Source organism: Prevotella mikamonis (genome assembly GCF_055381405.1).
Genome location: NZ_AP035785.1, coordinates 2,296,167 through 2,313,660, shown reverse-complemented (window position 1 = coordinate 2,313,660; position 17,494 = coordinate 2,296,167). Strand labels below are relative to the sequence as shown.

Here is a 17,494-nt window from a genome sequence, read left to right as displayed (position 1 = left end):
GGCGTGTGTAAAGGTAATAAAAAGCTGTATAAGTTCCAAGCAGACAGTATGACAAAAAAATAAAAATATGGGAACAAGTGACTATGTGTTGATTTTCTTTAAGATTGTTGGTTCGCTGGCATTATTGATTTACGGTATGAAGGTGATGAGTGAGGCCTTGCAGAAGATGGCCGGCTCGCAATTACGCCATATCCTTGGTGCGATGACGACCAACCGGTTCACCGGTATGCTTACCGGTACATTTATCACTTGTGCCGTCCAGTCGTCGTCGGCTACTACCGTGATGACGGTCTCGTTCGTAAATGCGGGTCTGCTCACACTGGCACAGGCCATATCGGTGATTATGGGAGCCAACATCGGTACTACGCTCACGGCCTGGATTATGTCGCTGGGCTACTCGGTAGACCTTACTGAATTCGTGTTTCCGGCATTCCTGGTGGGCATAGTTCTCATTTATACGCGTCGTTTCCGCTATGTGGGCGACTTCCTCTTCGGTATCTCGTTCCTTTTTTTCAGTCTCGTGCTGTTGAGCGGAGCAGGAAAAGCCCTTGACTTGGAGCACAATCCATCGGTTATCCACTTCTTTGAGACATTCGACATGAACAGCTATCTCACCATCTTTACGTTCCTGCTGATAGGCACGGTCATCACGTGTGTGGTGCAGTCGTCGGCAGCCGTGATGGCCATCACTATCATGCTGTGCTCCAGTGGCGTTCTGCCCATCTATCTGGGTATTGCCCTTGTGATGGGAGAGAATATCGGTACTACCGCAACGGCCAACCTTGCGGCTCTCGGAGCGAATACGCAGGCACGGCGAACGGCCTTGGCCCATTTGGTATTCAACGTGATTGGAGTAGTCTGGGTGTTGCTGGTGTTCTACCCGTTTGTACGGACGGTGTGCGGATTCGTGAACTATGATCCCGATGCCAATGCGCTTTCTACGAAGGAGCTGGCGCTGCGGCTACCTATTATATTGGCAGCTTTCCATACTTCGTTCAACGTTCTGAATACGGGAATCCTGATTTGGTTTATCCCACAGATAGAGAAATTGGTTTGCTGGCTTATCAAACCCGGTAAGGTGGATGCTGAAGATGACTTCCGTCTGCGCTTCATCCAAACGGGTATTATGCGCACACCGGAACTCTCGGTGCTGGAAGCCCAGAAAGAAATCGAGTCGTTTGCCGAACGTATTCAGCGTATGTTCAGCATGGTTCCCGACTTGATGAAGGAGACCGACGATGCTAAATTTGTGAAATTGTATAGTCGGATAGAAAAGTACGAGGGTATCTCTGACAATATGGAGATAGAGATAGCGAAGTACTTGGATGAGGTAGGTCGCGCCCACCTGAGCGACGACACGAAGCTGAAGATACGTGCCATGTTGCGCGAAATCTCTGAAATCGAGAGCATCGGCGACAGTTGCTTCAACATGGCCCGCACCATCAGCCGCCTGCATCAGAGCAAGGAAGACTTCACGGCGCAGCAATATGGGCATATCCACCAGATGATGCAGCTCACGAACGATGCACTCACGCAGATGAATACGCTCTTTGCCGGCCATAGAGAGGAGCTGGACGCCAACCTGTCTTTCAACATTGAGAACGAAATCAACAACTTCCGTAACCAGTTGCGCACGCAGAATATCAACGACATCAACAACCACCTGTACACCTATAGTGTGGGTACGATGTATATGGACTTGATTCAGGAGTGCGAGAAACTGGGCGACTACGTGGTCAATGTGGTCGAGGCTCGTATGGGCGTGCGCCAGCATGTAGGTTAATCTCGGCCGGATACACGGCCTATCAGACTTTTCATGGGATTGCTGTCGTGGCGCATGAGCGCCGCATAGCGATCCAGAAAAGCTGTTTGCCTGACTTCTTTTCGCATACGTGCCCTGTGTACGTATGCTCTTGGATTGCGTGGCTCGTAGACGTGGAGTACCGAACACACATGGTGAATCATGTGCTTGAAAGTGAAGGGGCAGCCTCGACGGTCGCGCAGCTCGCACATCATGTACGTATCGTACACCATTTCTATCAAGTCGGTGGTAGTGCCTTTCCAGTAATAGTTCTTGTGTTCAGGGGTGAGTTTGAGTAATTGCTCCATTTCCTTTCCCAGTTGGCCGATGGCCTTGTTCATCCTGTCTTTTCTCTCTGCTTCGTCTTGTTGTCTCTGATTGTTTGGATAGAATTCGTTCATGTCTTAATGATTAAAAGGGTTGTTATCTTGAAAACCGCTGCTCATATTCAGAAGTTCCGAAGGCAAAATTACGATGAACGATGGAAGTATGAGTTCACGAAAACAGACAATCCCGTTAATCGAACTTAACAGGACAAGCTGAACGAGGGGTATAGGAAGTGTTGGGAAGGTTTACTTGCTGCTGTCTCCGAGCAGTCTTCTGCTCAGGTATCTCACGGGATACCACACAGATAGCCAGCCAGCCGCAAGTACGGTGATGAAGATAATGAGGATGTCGTCGTAGTGAACACTGACAGGATAGGCGTTCACGATGAAGTTGCCGCTGCTGTTACCGAGCGATACTATGCCGAAACGCTGTTGCAACCAGCAGAGCAACAGCCCCAGACCAATGCCCACTACAGCACCAATGAGCGAAATAATGCGACCCTCGAAAAGAAAAACACGGGTTATCTGCTTGTCGGAAGCTCCCAGGTTGCGAAGCGTGACGACATCGTCTTTCTTGTCGATGATGAGCATGGAGAGCGACCCGATGATGTTGAAACAGGCCACCACTAATATAAATGAGAGGAACAGATAGGCAATGATTTTCTCTATCTGCATGATTTTAAAGGTGTCGGCCTGTTGCTCGAAGCGGTCTCTGACGGTGTATTTGTCTCCTGCTATCTGCTGCATCTGTGCCTTCACGTCGTCGAGATTGCTACCGTCTTTCAGTCGTATTTCGAGCGACGACAGCATGCCTTGTTGCCCGAATAGATTGCGGGCAAAGGCGATGGAGGTGAGAATGTAATTCTTGTCGTATCGGGCCTGGTTGACGACAAACACCACACCGGCCGATATCAGCGAGTCTTGGACGAATCCGCCCGATGGGTCCATCATGTCGAGTTGGCCCTCGCGCTGTGGCGCATATATTTGCAGGAATCCGTTCCAACGCGCTCCGATGCCCAGCGTCTGTGCCAGCCGGATGCCCGGAATACCATATTGCAGGTTTCCGGCATGCAGTCCGAACTGCCCGTCTCCGTAGAGTATGCTCTTGATGTGGGTGAGCTGGTCGAAGTTATCGTCCACTCCTTTGACAGTGACCATTGTCTGTTGACCCTGATACATAGCCAGTGCCATGTCTTCCACGCTCTCTGTAGCCACGTCTACTTGTGGCAATGCCCTGATTTTCGTGAGGATGGGATCGTCTGCCGGAGCAGTCTTCCCTCTCGTAGGAACGATTTCCAGTTGGGGATCGAAGTTGGTAAAGAGGGTCGCAACCAAGTCGTGAAACCCATTGAACACGCTCAGTACGATGACAAGTGCCATCGTGGCAACGGCTACACCCACCACCGATATGAATGAAATCACATTGATGGCGTTCGTACTCTTTTTGGAAAAGAGGTAGCGTCGAGCTATGAACAGTGGGAAATTCATATCCTCTTATTTCTTCAACAACTCGTCTATGCGCTCTATATAGTCCAAGGAATCGTCGATGAAGAATCGCAGTTCGGGGATGATACGAAGCTGATTGTGTACGCGCTTACCCAGTTCGTAGCGGATAGTCTTCTCGTTTTTAATAATATTCTTCAGCATCTCTTCGCCCTTCTCCGATGGGAAGATGCTCAGGTATGCCGTACAAATACCTAGGTCCGGACTGATTTTAACGCGTGTCACACTGACCATAGTGCCGTGCATCAGGCGTGTCTGCTCCTGAAAAATAGTCGCAATCTCCTTCTGGAGTAAGCGCGATATGCGGTTTTGTCTTGTCTCTTGCATAGTCTAAAACATATATGTTGTAGGGCAAAGTTACAAAATCTACGAATGCCAGCATTAAGATTCTTTCACTTTTTATGTTTAATTAGCACCTTGACTGCTTGTTCCCGACTTGTAAAAAAAGGTTTTTAGATATACAATTCTTTCCAATTCTTGCAAAATTGGAAAGAATTGTATATCTTTGGAGCGTTAAATATATAGTTGTATGGTAGAATTCCCTCCCGTAATAGACGATAAATCCTATTTCGAATCCATATTGAAAGGGACAGAAGAAGAGGTAAGCGAACTCGTTGATAAAATCAATGAGAACTATGAGTATTGGGATTCTGTGAAGTATAAAAGTGCTTTGGTGGGGCTGTCGGCCGAGCAATTATGGACAGAAGTGAAAGTATCGAGGGTAAAAAACAGGGTCACAGCGTGGCCTCGTTACCACATCTGGTTTTCTCTTACCAATCAGATGCAACGCATGTGCCATGAGTTCGACATGAATTTCGGTGGCTCATGGGGGGCTGACTCTGTAAATAACAGCGAGAACAGGGGGCAGTATCTGGTGTCATCGTTGATGGAAGAAGCTATCTTTTCCAGTCAGATGGAGGGTGCAGCTACTACCCGCAAGATAGCCAAGGATATGCTTCGGAAGAAGGTGATGCCTAAGGATAAGTCTCAACAGATGATATTCAACAACTATCAGACGATAGAATTTATCGTTGCGCATAAGCATCAACCACTGTCGGTGGAATTGTTGCAAGAGGTACATCGGTTAATGACGAATGATACTTTGGAGAATCAGGCAGATGCAGGCAGGTTTCGTGGGAATGACGATGTGGTGGTAGAGAATGCCATTACGCACGAGGTAGTCCATACACCACCGTCGTTTGAAGAGATTCCGGAGTTCATCAAGCAACTTTGCGACTTCTTTAATGATGACAAACCGCAAGTGTTTGTTCATCCCATTATCCGCGGAATCATCATCCATTTCATGATTGCCTATATGCACCCGTTTGTAGATGGAAACGGCCGTACGGCTCGTGCGCTTTTCTATTGGTACATGTTGAAGCAGGGCTATTGGCTGACAGAGTACCTGTCGATATCGCGTGTTATCGCTAAATCAAAGAAGAGTTACGAGAAAGCCTATCTTTATACCGAGGCCGATAATATGGATATGGGCTATTTCGTAGCCTATCATCTACGTGTGTTGAAGCAATCTTTTGATCAGTTGCAGGCCTATATCAAGCGTAAGCAGGCAGAGAAAGATGCGGCAAACAGATTCCTGCATATAGGTGATATCAATGAACGACAAGCACAAATCATCAGAATATTTACAGACAGAACAAATGAAATGCTTACAGTGAAGGATGTGCAAACCAGATTTTTTGTTACTCCTACTACTGCAAAGTCTGATATCATGGGGCTTGTGGCAAAGGGTATTCTGCAAGAGATAGCCCTGAACAAAGTGAAACGAGGCTATGTGCGTACCGCCGAATTCGATGAAATCGTTTCCAGACATAAGTGATGAGGGATATTGTCCCTGTCTCGTACAATCGTTAAAATATTGCAGTTGTGAAGAAACACCTTTTATATATAGTCGTCGCTGTGGCGTTGGTGAGTTGCAGCCGACCCACGAAAACGCAGCCAGAGAAGAGTCGGTTTGTCACGGATGTGATGATTAAGACCACGCCGGTGAAGAATCAGGGGAGCGGACAGCTATGCTGGGCCTATGCCATGCTGGCCACTATCGAGAGCGAACACCTGATGCAAGGCGACTCGGTGAATCTCTCTACCGCCTTCATCACGCGCATGCGATTGCAGCAGTTGGCCCGTGTGCATTATCTGTCGCAGGGGAACAGCACGTTCAGCATGCGTGGAATGGCCCCGTTGCTCATCGACATGCTGATGACAGTGGGGGCAGAACCCTATGACAGTTATGAAGACCAAGTGGGCCTGAATGTGAATGTGCTGAGCCGGAAGGTGGCGCGTCTGGCCGAAGTGGCTGCTGTCCGACACGTGGGAATCGACAATATGAATGAGCGGCTCGGCGATATGCTCGACCGTGCTATGGGCTATATGCCGGCACGCTACGTTCATATGCTGGGTGCAGAATACACCCCTTTGGAGTTTGCCCACAGTGTTTGTGGTCGCGACGAGTACATCTCTCTGACAAGTTTTGCCCATCATCCGTGGCACGAAGATGTGGCACTGGAGTTGCCCGATAATCCACAAGGCTACCGTTTCCGCAATCTTCCTATCGACGAATTGATGCAGTCTGTTCGCAAGACACTGGAGCAAGGCCATCCGGTGTGCTGGGAAGGCGATATCAGTGAACCTGGATTCAACTTCGAGCAAGGGATAGCCGAGGTCGATGAGGGCGACCGTAACGCTACTGATATACGTCGGTTGAACGATTTGCAGCACTTCCTCACCACCGACGATCACTGTATGGAGCTTGTCGGATTGGCTCGCGACTTTCAGGGCCGCCGCTATTTTATTGCCAAGAATTCGTGGGGTACGGATAATAAATATGGTGGATTCATGTATCTGAGCGAAGATTATGTACGATTGAAAACCGTAGCCGTGGTCATGCCCCGCACCGAATGACGACTCTATAAGAGCAATAAAAAATGTCATTTTGTTCGTTAAATCTTTCTTTTCGTCGCTTTCTGTTGCCCGTATCAATAGTTTTCATTATATTTGCTTGCTAGATGAGTTACCTTTTGAACCTCAAATAAGAAAATAATCAAGATAAAAATGGATAAAATAGACAACCTAGACAAGAAGATACTCAGCATCCTTTCGAAGAATGCACGTATTCCGTTTAAAGACGTAGCAGCCGAGTGTGGCGTGTCGCGTGCCGCCATTCATCAGCGCGTACAGCATTTGATGGCCAATGGAGTCATCACAGGTAGTGGCTTCGATGTCAATCCCAAGAGCCTGGGCTATTCCACCTGTACCTATGTGGGACTCAATCTGGAGCGTGGCAGCATGTACAAGACCGTGGTAGAACGCATTGCGAGCATTCCCGAAATTGTGGAATGCCATTTCACCACAGGCCCTTACACAATGTTGGTCAAGCTGTATGCCCAAGACAACGAGCAGCTCATGGACTTACTCAACAATCAGTTACAAGGCATTCCCGGTGTCGTGAGCACCGAGACACTGATTTCCCTGGAGCAGAGTATCAAGCGCGAGATACCCGTCAATACCGACGCGTTCGCAAAAAAACAGTAACTACATGGAATCCTTTGATTTAGAGTCGCATCTGAACGACATCTATGCCGTGTTTCCGGAAGGCAACCGCCGGCCGGTCATTGGCCTGACATCCGACCATACCGACATCAATGCCACGTTGCGCGACCGCTATTATAAACAGGTTGTGGCAGCTGGTGGCACGCCCGTTATCATTCCTCCTGTGGCCGAACGCCACGTCATCATCAGCACACTCGAACATATCGACGCGCTCATCCTGACCGGAGGGGCTGACGTGAATCCCCTCTGGGCTGGCGAAGAACCTGAATCCGGGGTGGGACATGTGAACGGTGAGCGCGACCTGGCCGAACTGCTCATCTGCCGATTGGCCCTGAACAGGCAGATACCTATACTGGGGATATGTCGCGGCATGCAGACTTTGGCCATCGCTTTGGATGGCCATGTACGGCAGGATATGGGCACGCCGACGGTCAAGCATTCGCAGAATGCCGACCGCACTCTGCCCACGCATAGTGTCTATATCGAGCAAGACTCCTACCTATACGCTGTCTATCAGTCGGAACGTATCTTCGTCAACAGCTTCCATCATCAGGCTGTAGACAATCCAGGCCGGCATCTCCGTGTCACGGCACAGGCTGCCGACGGCACTATCGAAGGCGTGGAGAGCACGGAGCATAAGTCTGTGTTGGGTGTGCAGTGGCATCCCGAATGGCTCGAAGCCGATGGGCAGAAACTCTTCTCATGGCTCGTAGAACGTGCAGCGGAGTATCGCGAGGCATGCGATGTGCATGCCCGTGTGCTGACACTTGACACCCATTGCGACACGCCGATGTTCTTTCCCCAGGGCATCCACTTCGAGCAGCGCGACCCACGCATCCTTGTCGACTTGCACAAGATGACCGACGGACGGCAGGATGCCGTCACAATGGTGGCCTATCTGCCCCAGCCCTGCGAGGGCGAAGACTTTGCCCAACTGGTAGACTATGCCCGTATTCAGACGGCGATACACCGTCCCGGCGATACCATCACGCCCACACAGTATGCCAATCTCATCTTCGACAAGATAGAAGAAATCGTGGCCGAGAACAGTCGTTACGTCGCTATCGCCCGCACGCCACAGCAACTTTACGACAACAAGTCTGCCGGCCGGAAGAGCATCATGCTCGGTATAGAGAACGGGCTGGCACTGGGCCAAGACCTCAGTCTGGTGAAACACTTTGCCGACCGCGGCATCGTCTACATCACCTTGTGCCACAACGGCGACAATGATATATGCGACAGCGCCGCCCGCACTGCCCACACTCACAATGGCGTGAGCGCATTCGGCGAGCAGGTGATTCACGAAATGAATCGCCGTGGAGTGATGGTAGACCTCAGTCATGGCGGCGAGAAGAGCTTTTACGACGCATTGGAGATAAGTCGCACGCCCATCGTATGCAGCCATAGCAGTTGCCGTGAGCTGTGCGATGTGCCCCGTAACCTCTACGACGACCAGTTACGGGCACTCGCAGCCAAGGGCGGTGTGGCGCAAATCACTATTTACAAGGGTTTCCTGCGCAAGGATTCCAACAATGCTTCCATCATAGATGTCATGCAGCATCTGGAGCATGCCATTGCCATTGCGGGTATCGACCATGTCGGTCTGGGTACAGATTTCGACGGAGATGGCGGTGCGCCCGGTCTGGCAGACTCTTCCGAGCTTATCAATTTCACCATCCGCCTGTTGCGCAAACGCTACAGCGAAGACGATATACGGAAGATTTGGGGTGGCAACTGGCTTCGTGTAATGACCCAAGTACAGAATTTCGGAAAATGAAAAAGAAACCAATCATCATCATCGTGAGTTTACTTGTATTGGCCGGCCTGGCTTATGCCTTCATGGGCTGGCACAGTGGGCAGGGCGAAATGCTGCCCGAAACCGAGGAGGTGGAGAAGGTAAGCCCGGTAGGGCCGGCTTTCAATGCCGACAGTGCCTATGCCTTCACACAGGCACAGTGCGACTTCGGACCGCGCTCCATGAACAGTGTGGGACACGACCGCTGCGCCGAATGGATAGTGAAGAAGTTTGAAGACTATGGTTGCAAGGTAGAAGTGCAGCATGCCGACCTCAAAGGCTACGACGGGACGATACTGAAGAGCCAGAACATCATGGCATCGTACCGTCCTGAACTCACCACGCGTATCTTGCTGTGTGCCCACTGGGACAGTCGCCCTTGGGCCGACAACGACCCCGATTCTGCCAACTGGCGCAAGCCCATCGTGGCTGCCAACGATGCCGCCAGTGGCGTGGCGGTGATGCTGGAGATAGCCCGACTGCTGAATCAGGACAAGAAACTGAATATCGGTGTCGACTTCGTTTGCTTCGACGCCGAGGACTGGGGTACACCGCAGTGGGCCGACGTTGCCGACAATGGCGACAGCTGGGCACTTGGCGCACAGTATTGGTCGCAGCACATACCGGCAGGCTATGCCCCTCGCTACGGCATCTTGCTCGATATGGTGGGCGGACAGGGAGCAAGGTTCTATCAGGAACAGATGTCTAAGCAGTATGCGCCCGAAATCGTCAAGAAAGTATGGCGTGCAGCGCGGTCGGCCGGTTACGGCAGCTTCTTCCCCAAGGCGGCTGGCGGAGCTGTGACAGACGACCACATTCCGGTGAACGACTTTGCCAAGATTCCCACCGTCGACATCATTCCGTATTATCCCGATTGCCAGCAGAGTTCATTCGGTCCGACATGGCACACCCTTGCCGACGATATGCAGCATATCGACAAGAATACGCTCAAAGCTGTGGGCCAGACCGTCATACAGGTACTGTTCACAGAGTAAGGGAGCGATGGGAACATCCCACGCATGCTGTGCCGGCATGGCAAAGTGGGCAACCTTGTATTTCAACTCAATCACTCAGAAACTCAAAAACTTACGACCCTATTTTTCTGCAAGGCCTTGGCAGCAATGCTGCAAGGGCCAAACAGTAAAACTGCGGAGACTCTTCAGCAATACTGCCGAGCCTCCGCAGTTTTTTGTATATCGGATAGTCGCGTTGCCAGGTGGGCCGACTGTGGGTCGAACCGTCAGAAATTGACGCCGAAAGTGAGGTTGAACGTGCCTGTATGCGTGTCTTCGAAGTCGTCTTTCCCCACGTTGGCCAGTCCCATATCGTAGCTCGCTTCGAGGTACATCATCTGGAATCCCAGTCCGCACCCCACTTTGAGTCCACCGTCGAAGCGTCGGAAGTTGTCGTTGTAGTCTTCGCTGAAACTGGGATAGGCAGCGCGGTTGTCGTAGTCTTTAATCTTTCCCCCCACTCCACAGGCCAGGTATCCGCCCACGAAGGGTTCGATGGTGAAGTCGCGGTCGGCGTGGTATTTGTACTTCAGGAGCAGGGGGAGTTCTACGTAGTTCAGCCCGTAGGTGAACTTCTGGCCCTTATATGTGCTCTTTCCTCCTTTCTCTGTGTAGTACACTCCCGTCTCAAAGAAGAGCGGTGCACGGTTGGTAAGCTGTGTTCCCAGCACCATACCTACGTTCAGTCCGGTCTTCGATTTGTTGGTATCGAGTATTTTCGAATCGGAATTGACATTGGCAATGCCCAGTCCCGCACGCATACCATAATATATATTGTTGTTGTACGAGTTGTAGCTGGGGCGTGCCCTGTACTGCTGCCTGTTCCGGTTGGCATAATAGGCAGCCCGTTTGCGTGGCGGAATGGGGCGTCCGTCGGGATAATACTGTGCCTTGGCCGGCATGCTGCCCAATAACAAGAGGGCCGATAACGCTGAAAGAATGTAATGTTTCATAAGTCTCTAATTTATTGGTTTCAGCACAAATGTACGCAATCGTGGACAATGCGTAAGGAGAGAAAAGCCTATTTGGCTGAGGAATTTCCCTAAAAAGCAGGGGCAGGAACGGCGTGCACACCCCGATAAAGGAAAATTCGCAGTCTAAATTTCATCGATTCCGAAAATATAACTACTTTTGCTTTGCGATGAAGCTACGTATGGGTATATTGTGCATGTTCATCGCTCTGTGCCACGTCTTTGTGCTTGCACAGAACGACGGACCTGTCCGTGTCAACCCCGAAGACAGGGAAGTGGACATGGACAACCCCACCTTTGTGCCGATGGTGAAGGTGGGCAAGGTGCTCAGGGATGGCGACTCTATCCAGTATGTAGAGCTGAACGACATCTATGTGTACCCGGTGCCGGTGTTTGCAGATGCACGTCAGCGCATGGCCTACAACCGCCTGGTGGCCAATGTGAAGAAAGTTCTGCCTATGGCTAAAGAGGTGAACCGCATCATTATCGAGACGGGCGACTATCTGGAGACGCTGCCCAACAAGCGTGCCCGCGATGCCCACATGAAAATAGTGGAGAAGAGCCTGAAGGAAGAATACGGTCCGCGCATGAAGAAGCTGTCGTATTCGCAGGGCAAATTGCTGATAAAACTGGTGTATCGCGAGTGCAACAGCTCTTCGTACAATCTTATCCAAGCCTTTCTCGGTCCTATCCGTGCCGGCTTCTGGCAGGCTTTCGCATGGGCCTTCGGCGCCAGTCTGATGAAGAAATACGACGGCGACGGGGTGGACCGGGTGACCGAACGAATCGTGAGACAGGTTGAGGCAGGGCAATTATGAAAAACATCTGTATTTTATTTTCCTGTTTCTCTCGTTTGCATTACCTTTGTAGAAGCTAAGCTGCACTCGGCAATTTGGAAGTAAACTTTCATTGCGCTCGTTTGCATTATCTTTGTAAAATAAACGAAATATTATATGGAACAGAAGTTTTTTGTCTATAATACTCTTTCCCGACGGAAAGAGATTTTCAAGCCATTGCATGCTCCCAATGTGGGGATGTATGTGTGCGGACCTACCGTCTATGGCGACCCACATCTGGGACATGCACGTCCGGCCATCACGTTCGACCTGCTTTTCCGCTATCTGAAACACCTCGGCTACAAGGTACGCTATGTGCGTAATATCACCGATGTGGGACATCTGGAACACGATGCCGACGAGGGGGATGACAAGATAGAGAAGAAAGCACGGTTGGAACAGCTTGAGCCGATGGAGATAGCGCAGCACTACACCAACCGCTATCATCAAGCTATGGATGCACTCAATGTGCTTCCGCCGAGCATAGAGCCGCATGCCACCGGCCATATCATTGAGCAGGAACAGCTGGTCAAGGAAATTCTGGCCAATGGATATGCCTATGAGAGCAACGGGTCTATTTATTTCGATATAGAGAAATACAACAAGGACCATAAGTACGGCATCCTGTCGGGCCGTAACCTGGACGACGTAATCAACAACAGTCGCGAACTGGACGGCGTGGGCGAGAAGCGCAATCAGGTGGACTTCGCCCTGTGGAAGAAAGCACAACCCGAACATATCATGCGCTGGCCGAGTCCGTGGGGCGATGGTTTCCCTGGGTGGCACTGCGAATGTACGGCTATGGGCCGCAAGTATCTGGGCGATCATTTCGATATTCATGGCGGTGGAATGGACTTGGTGTTCCCGCATCATGAGTGCGAGATAGCACAGGCGGTGGCCAGCCAGGGTGACGAGATGGTGCATTACTGGATGCACAACAACATGATAACCATCAACGGACAGAAGATGGGCAAGAGTCTGGGCAACTTTATCACGCTCGAACAGTTCTTCACGGGCAACCACGAGAGTCTGGAGAAGGCTTTCTCGCCCATGACTATCCGCTTCTTCATCCTATCAGCCCACTATCGTGGAACGGTAGATTTCTCTAACGAAGCGCTCATTGCCAGCGAGAAGGGACTCAATAAACTGATGAACGGTATCTCAGATTTAAGTCGGGTTCAGGCCGGAAGTGAGAGCGACGCATCGACAAAGGCTTTTGTGAAGGGGCTTCGCCAGCAGTGCTACGACGCCATGAACGACGACTTGCAGACACCAGTGGTTATCAGCCATCTGTTTGAAGCGTGCCACTTAATCAATATTCTGCTCGACCATAAGGCACAGATTAGTGGCGAAGACCTGACAGAACTGGCCGATACGATGAATCTTTTTGCCTTTGAACTGCTCGGACTGAAGAGCGAGAACGGGACAAACAACGATGCACGTGAGGCTGCTTTCGGCAAGGTGGTCGACATGGTGCTTGAACTTCGCAAGAAAGCAAAGGACAATAAAGACTGGGCTACGAGCGACCAGATACGCGATGCGCTTGCCGCTGCCGGCTTCGAAGTGAAAGATACCAAGGACGGCGTGACTTGGAAACTATAATAATTGTCCCGTCCTTGATATGCAGGGATGAGGACTGCTGATAACAAATAAAGCCTGGCTCTATGGAGAGCCAGGCTTTTTATTTCTCTCCTATTATTGCCCAAATCACGTGGTAATTTGCTATCTTTGCCCATATATCACGCAAAGAGATGAAGAAGATATTAATAATGAATGGGCCCAACCTGAATTTGTTGGGCATGCGAGAGCCGGGTATTTATGGCGATTGTTCGTTTGAGAGCTACCTACCAGACCTCCAAAAGCGGTTTGCCGAGGCCGAAATATCGTACTATCAAAGTAATATAGAGGGCGAACTCATCGATAAGATGCAGGAAGTAGGGTTCAGCTACGATGGTATTGTGCTGAATGCCGGGGCTTATACGCACACTTCAGTGGCTCTGCTCGACTGCATCCGCTCGCTCAAGTGCCCGGTGATAGAGGTGCATATCAGCAATGTGCATAGTCGTGAAGAGTTCCGTCACCACTCCATGATTGCTGCCGGATGCCGGGGAGTGATAGCCGGTTTCGGTCTGCGGTCGTACGAATTGGCCGTCATGGCACTTGTAGAAGAAGGGAAGTGAGCATGATATCGCTAGACGAATACGTAACGGAGCACAGCGAACGGGAACACGAATATCTCTATCGGCTGTATCGTGCCACCAATATATATACCATCCACGGGCGCATGGCGAGCGGTCGGGTGCAGGGACAGTTACTGAAGATGCTCGTACAGATGCTCCGACCACGCAACATTCTGGAGGTAGGAACATTCAGCGGATACTCTGCCATAGCGATGGCTATGGGATTGGAGGAAGGCGGAAAGGTGTGGACATTTGAAATCAACGACGAGATGGAAGACTTCACACGGCCGTGGATAGAGCAAAGTCCGGTAGCCGACAAGATAGAATTCATCATCGGCGACGCGAATATAGAAGCCCCGAAACTGGGCATCGAGTTTGATATGGCGTTTGTGGATGGCGACAAACGCACGTATATCGAGACCTATGAGATGGTGATGAGCCTGTTAAGGCCGGGTGGCTACATCCTGGCCGACAACACATTGTGGGACGGGCATGTCGTGGAATCGGCCTACGACCACGACCATCAGACCATCGGCATCCGCTCGTTCAACGACCATGTGGCTGCCGACGGGCGGGTAGAGAAAGTGATATTGCCTCTGCGCGACGGCCTGACGCTTATTCGGAAGAAGTAACCGTCAGGTTTTCCAATACCATCCGCGCTTGGTACATACCACAGCCACGCCCATGCTCAGGGCCGTGAGCAACACCCCTTTGAGAAATCCCGGCCACGGCGATGCCGACATCATGTCGATGTAGCGATACACGCCTGTCAGTGAGAGGATGGGAATGACGACCATCGACGTGGCTACATAGGCTATCATCGGATTTTTCCCAGTGAGTTCCAGGGCCGACGTAAGGCGGTGGCAATGGTAATAATCGCAGAGGATGGAGAAGAAAAGCAGGGCCAGGAAAGCCAATCCGGACGTTGCAAACAGATAGCTGAAGGTGACATCGTCCTTGCGAATACCACCTTGAAAAGCCTCCATGCACAGTCCCAATGCCAGCAACAGACCGCCGTAGCGATAGAGTTCGCGCCACAGTTTCATTTCAAAGAGGTTCTTGCGTGTCAAGTAATAACCTATACCAAGTAAGACAACCGTTACCACGAAGTTGGCCAAGAGCCAACGATTATACAATCCCACTAAGTTTTCTACAATCATTAGGAGCGAGATGGCGGCCAGCAATGCCGGCAGTTTGCCCCTTGGTTCGGCGTTGTCTGTCGGTAGCAACACTTTGCTCTCGGCCAGATGTCGGGCCAATAGGTCGCCCGCCACAGTTCCGGGGATGATGATAAGCAGATATCGCAGGAATCTGAATTGATAAAGCCAGGGTGCAGGCGAGAAGTCTTGCAGGGCTTTCTGCCACGAACCGGGCATGTCGGCAGAGAGGAACAGGCCACAGACAAAGGCCATGACCACCCATCGGCTGGACGTCCGATTCATGGTACAAAGATAGATAAGCGTACCCGTAACAGCTACATTGGCCAATATCAGGATGATGATGTCGGCATCGTTGGGCGAGAACGGCTTGCCGTCGGAGTAAGGTTGCACGATAAGCCCGGTAATGGCCACGGCGTAGGCTATGCCGTTGACCAGGCGTCGGCCGAGGTCGTTCAGTCCGAACGGATTGGGCATGAAGAGCAGGAACATCCATGCGAAGGCGGCCATAGGTACGGCATAGTGCAGCCAGTCGGACTGGTAGCCCATCATGAAGGGGAACATATGGTAGATGAAGATGGCGAAGAAAGCCAGCTTCAGCCATCGCAGCAAGCTCTTACGGCATAGCTTCCACATGCTCGCTCCGCGTTCGCGCTGCCTGCGGACAGACAAGGGGATGGCTGCTCCCATAGAGAATAAGAAGAAGGGGAAGATGAGGTCTACCCACGTGATGCCGTAGATACTGGGGGTGAACACATGGTTGGGTGGTGGCACCTGGGCATGGTACATCCATGCCGGCAGCACCCGGAAGGCTTCGGTGGCCGACAGAATCATCGTCATGATGGCGTAGCCGCGCAATACATCGAGCGAGTGTACACGTTGGGCAGTCATGGTATCATCCCTCCTTTTCGCATTCCTTCTTCGATTTCGCCCCACAGTTGCGGCCGAGCTATCAAATGACAGATGTCGAAAACCATCAATCCGTCGGAATGGCGGAGATTCATCTCCACAGCCTCGCTGATACGTTCGGGCTGCCCATACAGTTGGTCGACGAGCATACCGCCATAGAACGGATGGCTGTTCAGAATGCCCTGCAAGTGTTTGCACGCTCCCTCCACGCTGTACCATGTGCCGGTTTGCAGCTGCGAGTCGGTCTCGTTTCTGACACCCTGGGTATTCTTCTGTGCATCGGCCACGGTGATGTCGGTGTAGTAGTTACCCGTGATGTACAGGTCGAGCAGCTCCATGTAGCCGGTCGTATGATAGTCTGCGGTGGCCCAATCGTATGCAGGATAGGGATTATACCTGTTGCTGGCAAAATTGACGCCCACTTCGTAGTACGACGGATACCATGCTCCTGTGTACGTGCCGAATTCTATATGTGGGTTTACATCTTTTACGGCGCGTCGCATCTCGGCCATGAAATCTCGGATAACTTGTGAGCGCCACCGTACCCACTGCTTGAAATACTTGCCCCGCACCACCTTGCCTTGCTGCCAAGTGAAGATGTCTTGAGGCCAAGACTGCACCTCCTGATGGAGAAACCGTTGGAAAGTCTCTCGCGAAAGCCGGGAGAAATCGGCCTCTATACCGTCGTAGCGCACGCGGTCGAGTACGAGTCCGTCGAGCGAAGGGTACTTCCCCGTAAGTTCGCGCAACACCTCGATGATGTGCTCGCGGTATTCCTGGTTGAGCGGATTGACCATTGCGCCGTACTTCTGTTTCTGCTCGGTGATGGGTTTCAGCCCTTTGGGGGTGTAGACGACAGATGCCCATTCGGGATGTCCGGAGTAGATTTGTCCGCGGTCGAAATAATTATGCCCGGCACAAAACACGTTGAGCGATGCCTCTACCCTCATGCCAAGGGCATGGGCGGCCTGTATGAACGTGCCTAGATAATCGAAGTCGGGACGTTGGAATCCCTGCCAGTCGCGCATACGGGGAGCAGTCTTGGAGTCGAAAAGCACCTCGCCTGTGATGGGGCGCACGTCTACCACGAGGTCGGTGAAACCGAGGTCGTGTACTTTCTGCACATAGTAGCGTATGCTGTCGGTATAGCTGAAGCGCTTGAAGTTGGCTTCTCCGTCTATCCACATAAAGGCTCGCTTCCCTGCCTGGGCTGCCGACAGGCACAGGCAAAGCATCAAGAGCATTGTAAGTCGTTTCATCTGTTGGGTTGTTATGGGGTGTTTGGGGTTCAGGTCTGTAGCTGGTGGCTGCCGAAGCCTTTTGTCCTCGAAATACTGCAAAGGCTTTGCAGCATTGCTGCAGAGCCTCGGCAGTCATGCTGTCTGGCCTTTGCAGCGACACTGCGAAGCCTCTGCACTAATCTGAATATTTTCAGT

Annotated in this window: 16 protein-coding genes; 10 read left to right on the top strand and 6 right to left on the bottom strand. The window is 51.4% G+C overall.

Annotated elements, in window-relative coordinates:
* The first annotated feature begins 67 nt into the window (after positions 1 to 67).
* On the top strand, positions 68 to 1,783 hold the full coding sequence (locus ACZ42L_RS09685) for a Na/Pi cotransporter family protein (protein WP_464698725.1): 1,716 nt from the start codon (positions 68 to 70) through the stop codon (positions 1,781 to 1,783).
* Here ACZ42L_RS09685 and ACZ42L_RS09680 read toward each other — a convergent pair.
* From ACZ42L_RS09680 to rbfA, 3 genes are all read right to left on the bottom strand, one after another.
* On the bottom strand, positions 1,780 to 2,202 hold the full coding sequence (locus ACZ42L_RS09680) for a hypothetical protein (RefSeq protein WP_464698726.1): 423 nt from the start codon (positions 2,200 to 2,202) through the stop codon (positions 1,780 to 1,782). The genes ACZ42L_RS09685 and ACZ42L_RS09680 overlap by 4 nt on opposite strands.
* 171 nt (positions 2,203 to 2,373) lie before the next feature.
* Entirely contained in the window at positions 2,374 to 3,615 is a 1,242-nt protein-coding gene (locus ACZ42L_RS09675) for an FtsX-like permease family protein (protein ID WP_464705991.1), read from the bottom strand.
* A 6-nt stretch (positions 3,616 to 3,621) separates the two neighbouring features.
* Positions 3,622 to 3,957 carry a 30S ribosome-binding factor RbfA gene (gene rbfA / locus ACZ42L_RS09670; RefSeq protein ID WP_464698729.1) on the bottom strand — a complete coding sequence of 112 codons (336 nt, stop codon included), beginning with the start codon at positions 3,955 to 3,957 and terminating at the stop codon, positions 3,622 to 3,624.
* A gap of 202 nt (positions 3,958 to 4,159) precedes the next feature.
* Between rbfA and ACZ42L_RS09665 the strand changes: the two genes are divergently transcribed.
* The 5 genes from ACZ42L_RS09665 to ACZ42L_RS09645 all read left to right on the top strand — a co-directional run bounded on the left by ACZ42L_RS09665 (position 4,160) and on the right by ACZ42L_RS09645 (position 9,987).
* Positions 4,160 to 5,467: a Fic family protein gene (locus ACZ42L_RS09665; RefSeq protein ID WP_464698730.1), complete on the top strand. Its 1,308-nt coding sequence runs from the start codon at positions 4,160 to 4,162 to the stop codon at positions 5,465 to 5,467.
* A 47-nt stretch (positions 5,468 to 5,514) separates the two neighbouring features.
* Positions 5,515 to 6,549 (top strand): C1 family peptidase, encoded by a 1,035-nt coding sequence (locus tag ACZ42L_RS09660; protein ID WP_464715968.1) that lies wholly within the window; start codon positions 5,515 to 5,517, stop codon positions 6,547 to 6,549.
* 150 nt (positions 6,550 to 6,699) lie between these two features.
* Positions 6,700 to 7,179 carry an Lrp/AsnC family transcriptional regulator gene (locus tag ACZ42L_RS09655; protein WP_464698734.1) on the top strand — a complete coding sequence of 160 codons (480 nt, stop codon included), beginning with the start codon at positions 6,700 to 6,702 and terminating at the stop codon, positions 7,177 to 7,179.
* A 4-nt stretch (positions 7,180 to 7,183) separates the two neighbouring features.
* Positions 7,184 to 8,974: a membrane dipeptidase gene (locus ACZ42L_RS09650; RefSeq protein WP_464715967.1), complete on the top strand. Its 1,791-nt coding sequence runs from the start codon at positions 7,184 to 7,186 to the stop codon at positions 8,972 to 8,974.
* Between the two features lie 62 nt (positions 8,975 to 9,036).
* On the top strand, positions 9,037 to 9,987 hold the full coding sequence (locus tag ACZ42L_RS09645; RefSeq protein ID WP_464716997.1) for a M28 family peptidase: 951 nt from the start codon (positions 9,037 to 9,039) through the stop codon (positions 9,985 to 9,987).
* Between the two features lie 245 nt (positions 9,988 to 10,232).
* Here the strand turns inward: ACZ42L_RS09645 and ACZ42L_RS09640 are convergent, their stop codons facing one another.
* A complete protein-coding gene (locus ACZ42L_RS09640; protein ID WP_464698737.1) occupies positions 10,233 to 10,958 on the bottom strand; it encodes a porin family protein in 726 nt (241 codons plus the stop codon).
* A 215-nt stretch (positions 10,959 to 11,173) separates the two neighbouring features.
* Between ACZ42L_RS09640 and ACZ42L_RS09635 the strand changes: the two genes are divergently transcribed.
* The 4 genes from ACZ42L_RS09635 (at position 11,174) to ACZ42L_RS09620 (ending at position 14,624) form a co-directional block, all read left to right on the top strand.
* Positions 11,174 to 11,794 carry a DUF4294 domain-containing protein gene (locus ACZ42L_RS09635; RefSeq protein ID WP_464701685.1) on the top strand — a complete coding sequence of 207 codons (621 nt, stop codon included), beginning with the start codon at positions 11,174 to 11,176 and terminating at the stop codon, positions 11,792 to 11,794.
* A 135-nt stretch (positions 11,795 to 11,929) separates the two neighbouring features.
* Positions 11,930 to 13,414, top strand: a complete 1,485-nt coding sequence (gene cysS, locus ACZ42L_RS09630; protein ID WP_464715966.1) for a cysteine--tRNA ligase — start codon at positions 11,930 to 11,932, stop codon at positions 13,412 to 13,414.
* Positions 13,415 to 13,563: 149 nt separating this feature from the next.
* Entirely contained in the window at positions 13,564 to 13,992 is a 429-nt protein-coding gene (aroQ, locus tag ACZ42L_RS09625) for a type II 3-dehydroquinate dehydratase (RefSeq protein WP_464715965.1), read from the top strand.
* Between the two features lie 2 nt (positions 13,993 to 13,994).
* Complete coding sequence (locus tag ACZ42L_RS09620) at positions 13,995 to 14,624, top strand: O-methyltransferase (RefSeq protein WP_464702625.1); 630 nt, start codon at positions 13,995 to 13,997, stop codon at positions 14,622 to 14,624.
* A gap of 3 nt (positions 14,625 to 14,627) precedes the next feature.
* Here the strand turns inward: ACZ42L_RS09620 and ACZ42L_RS09615 are convergent, their stop codons facing one another.
* Both ACZ42L_RS09615 and ACZ42L_RS09610 read right to left on the bottom strand, forming a co-directional pair.
* On the bottom strand, positions 14,628 to 16,040 hold the full coding sequence (locus tag ACZ42L_RS09615) for a DUF5009 domain-containing protein (protein WP_464715964.1): 1,413 nt from the start codon (positions 16,038 to 16,040) through the stop codon (positions 14,628 to 14,630).
* Complete coding sequence (locus ACZ42L_RS09610; RefSeq protein WP_464715963.1) at positions 16,037 to 17,317, bottom strand: alpha amylase family protein; 1,281 nt, start codon at positions 17,315 to 17,317, stop codon at positions 16,037 to 16,039. Before ACZ42L_RS09610 ends, ACZ42L_RS09615 begins: the two co-directional genes overlap by 4 nt.
* Positions 17,318 to 17,494: the final 177 nt, after the last annotated feature.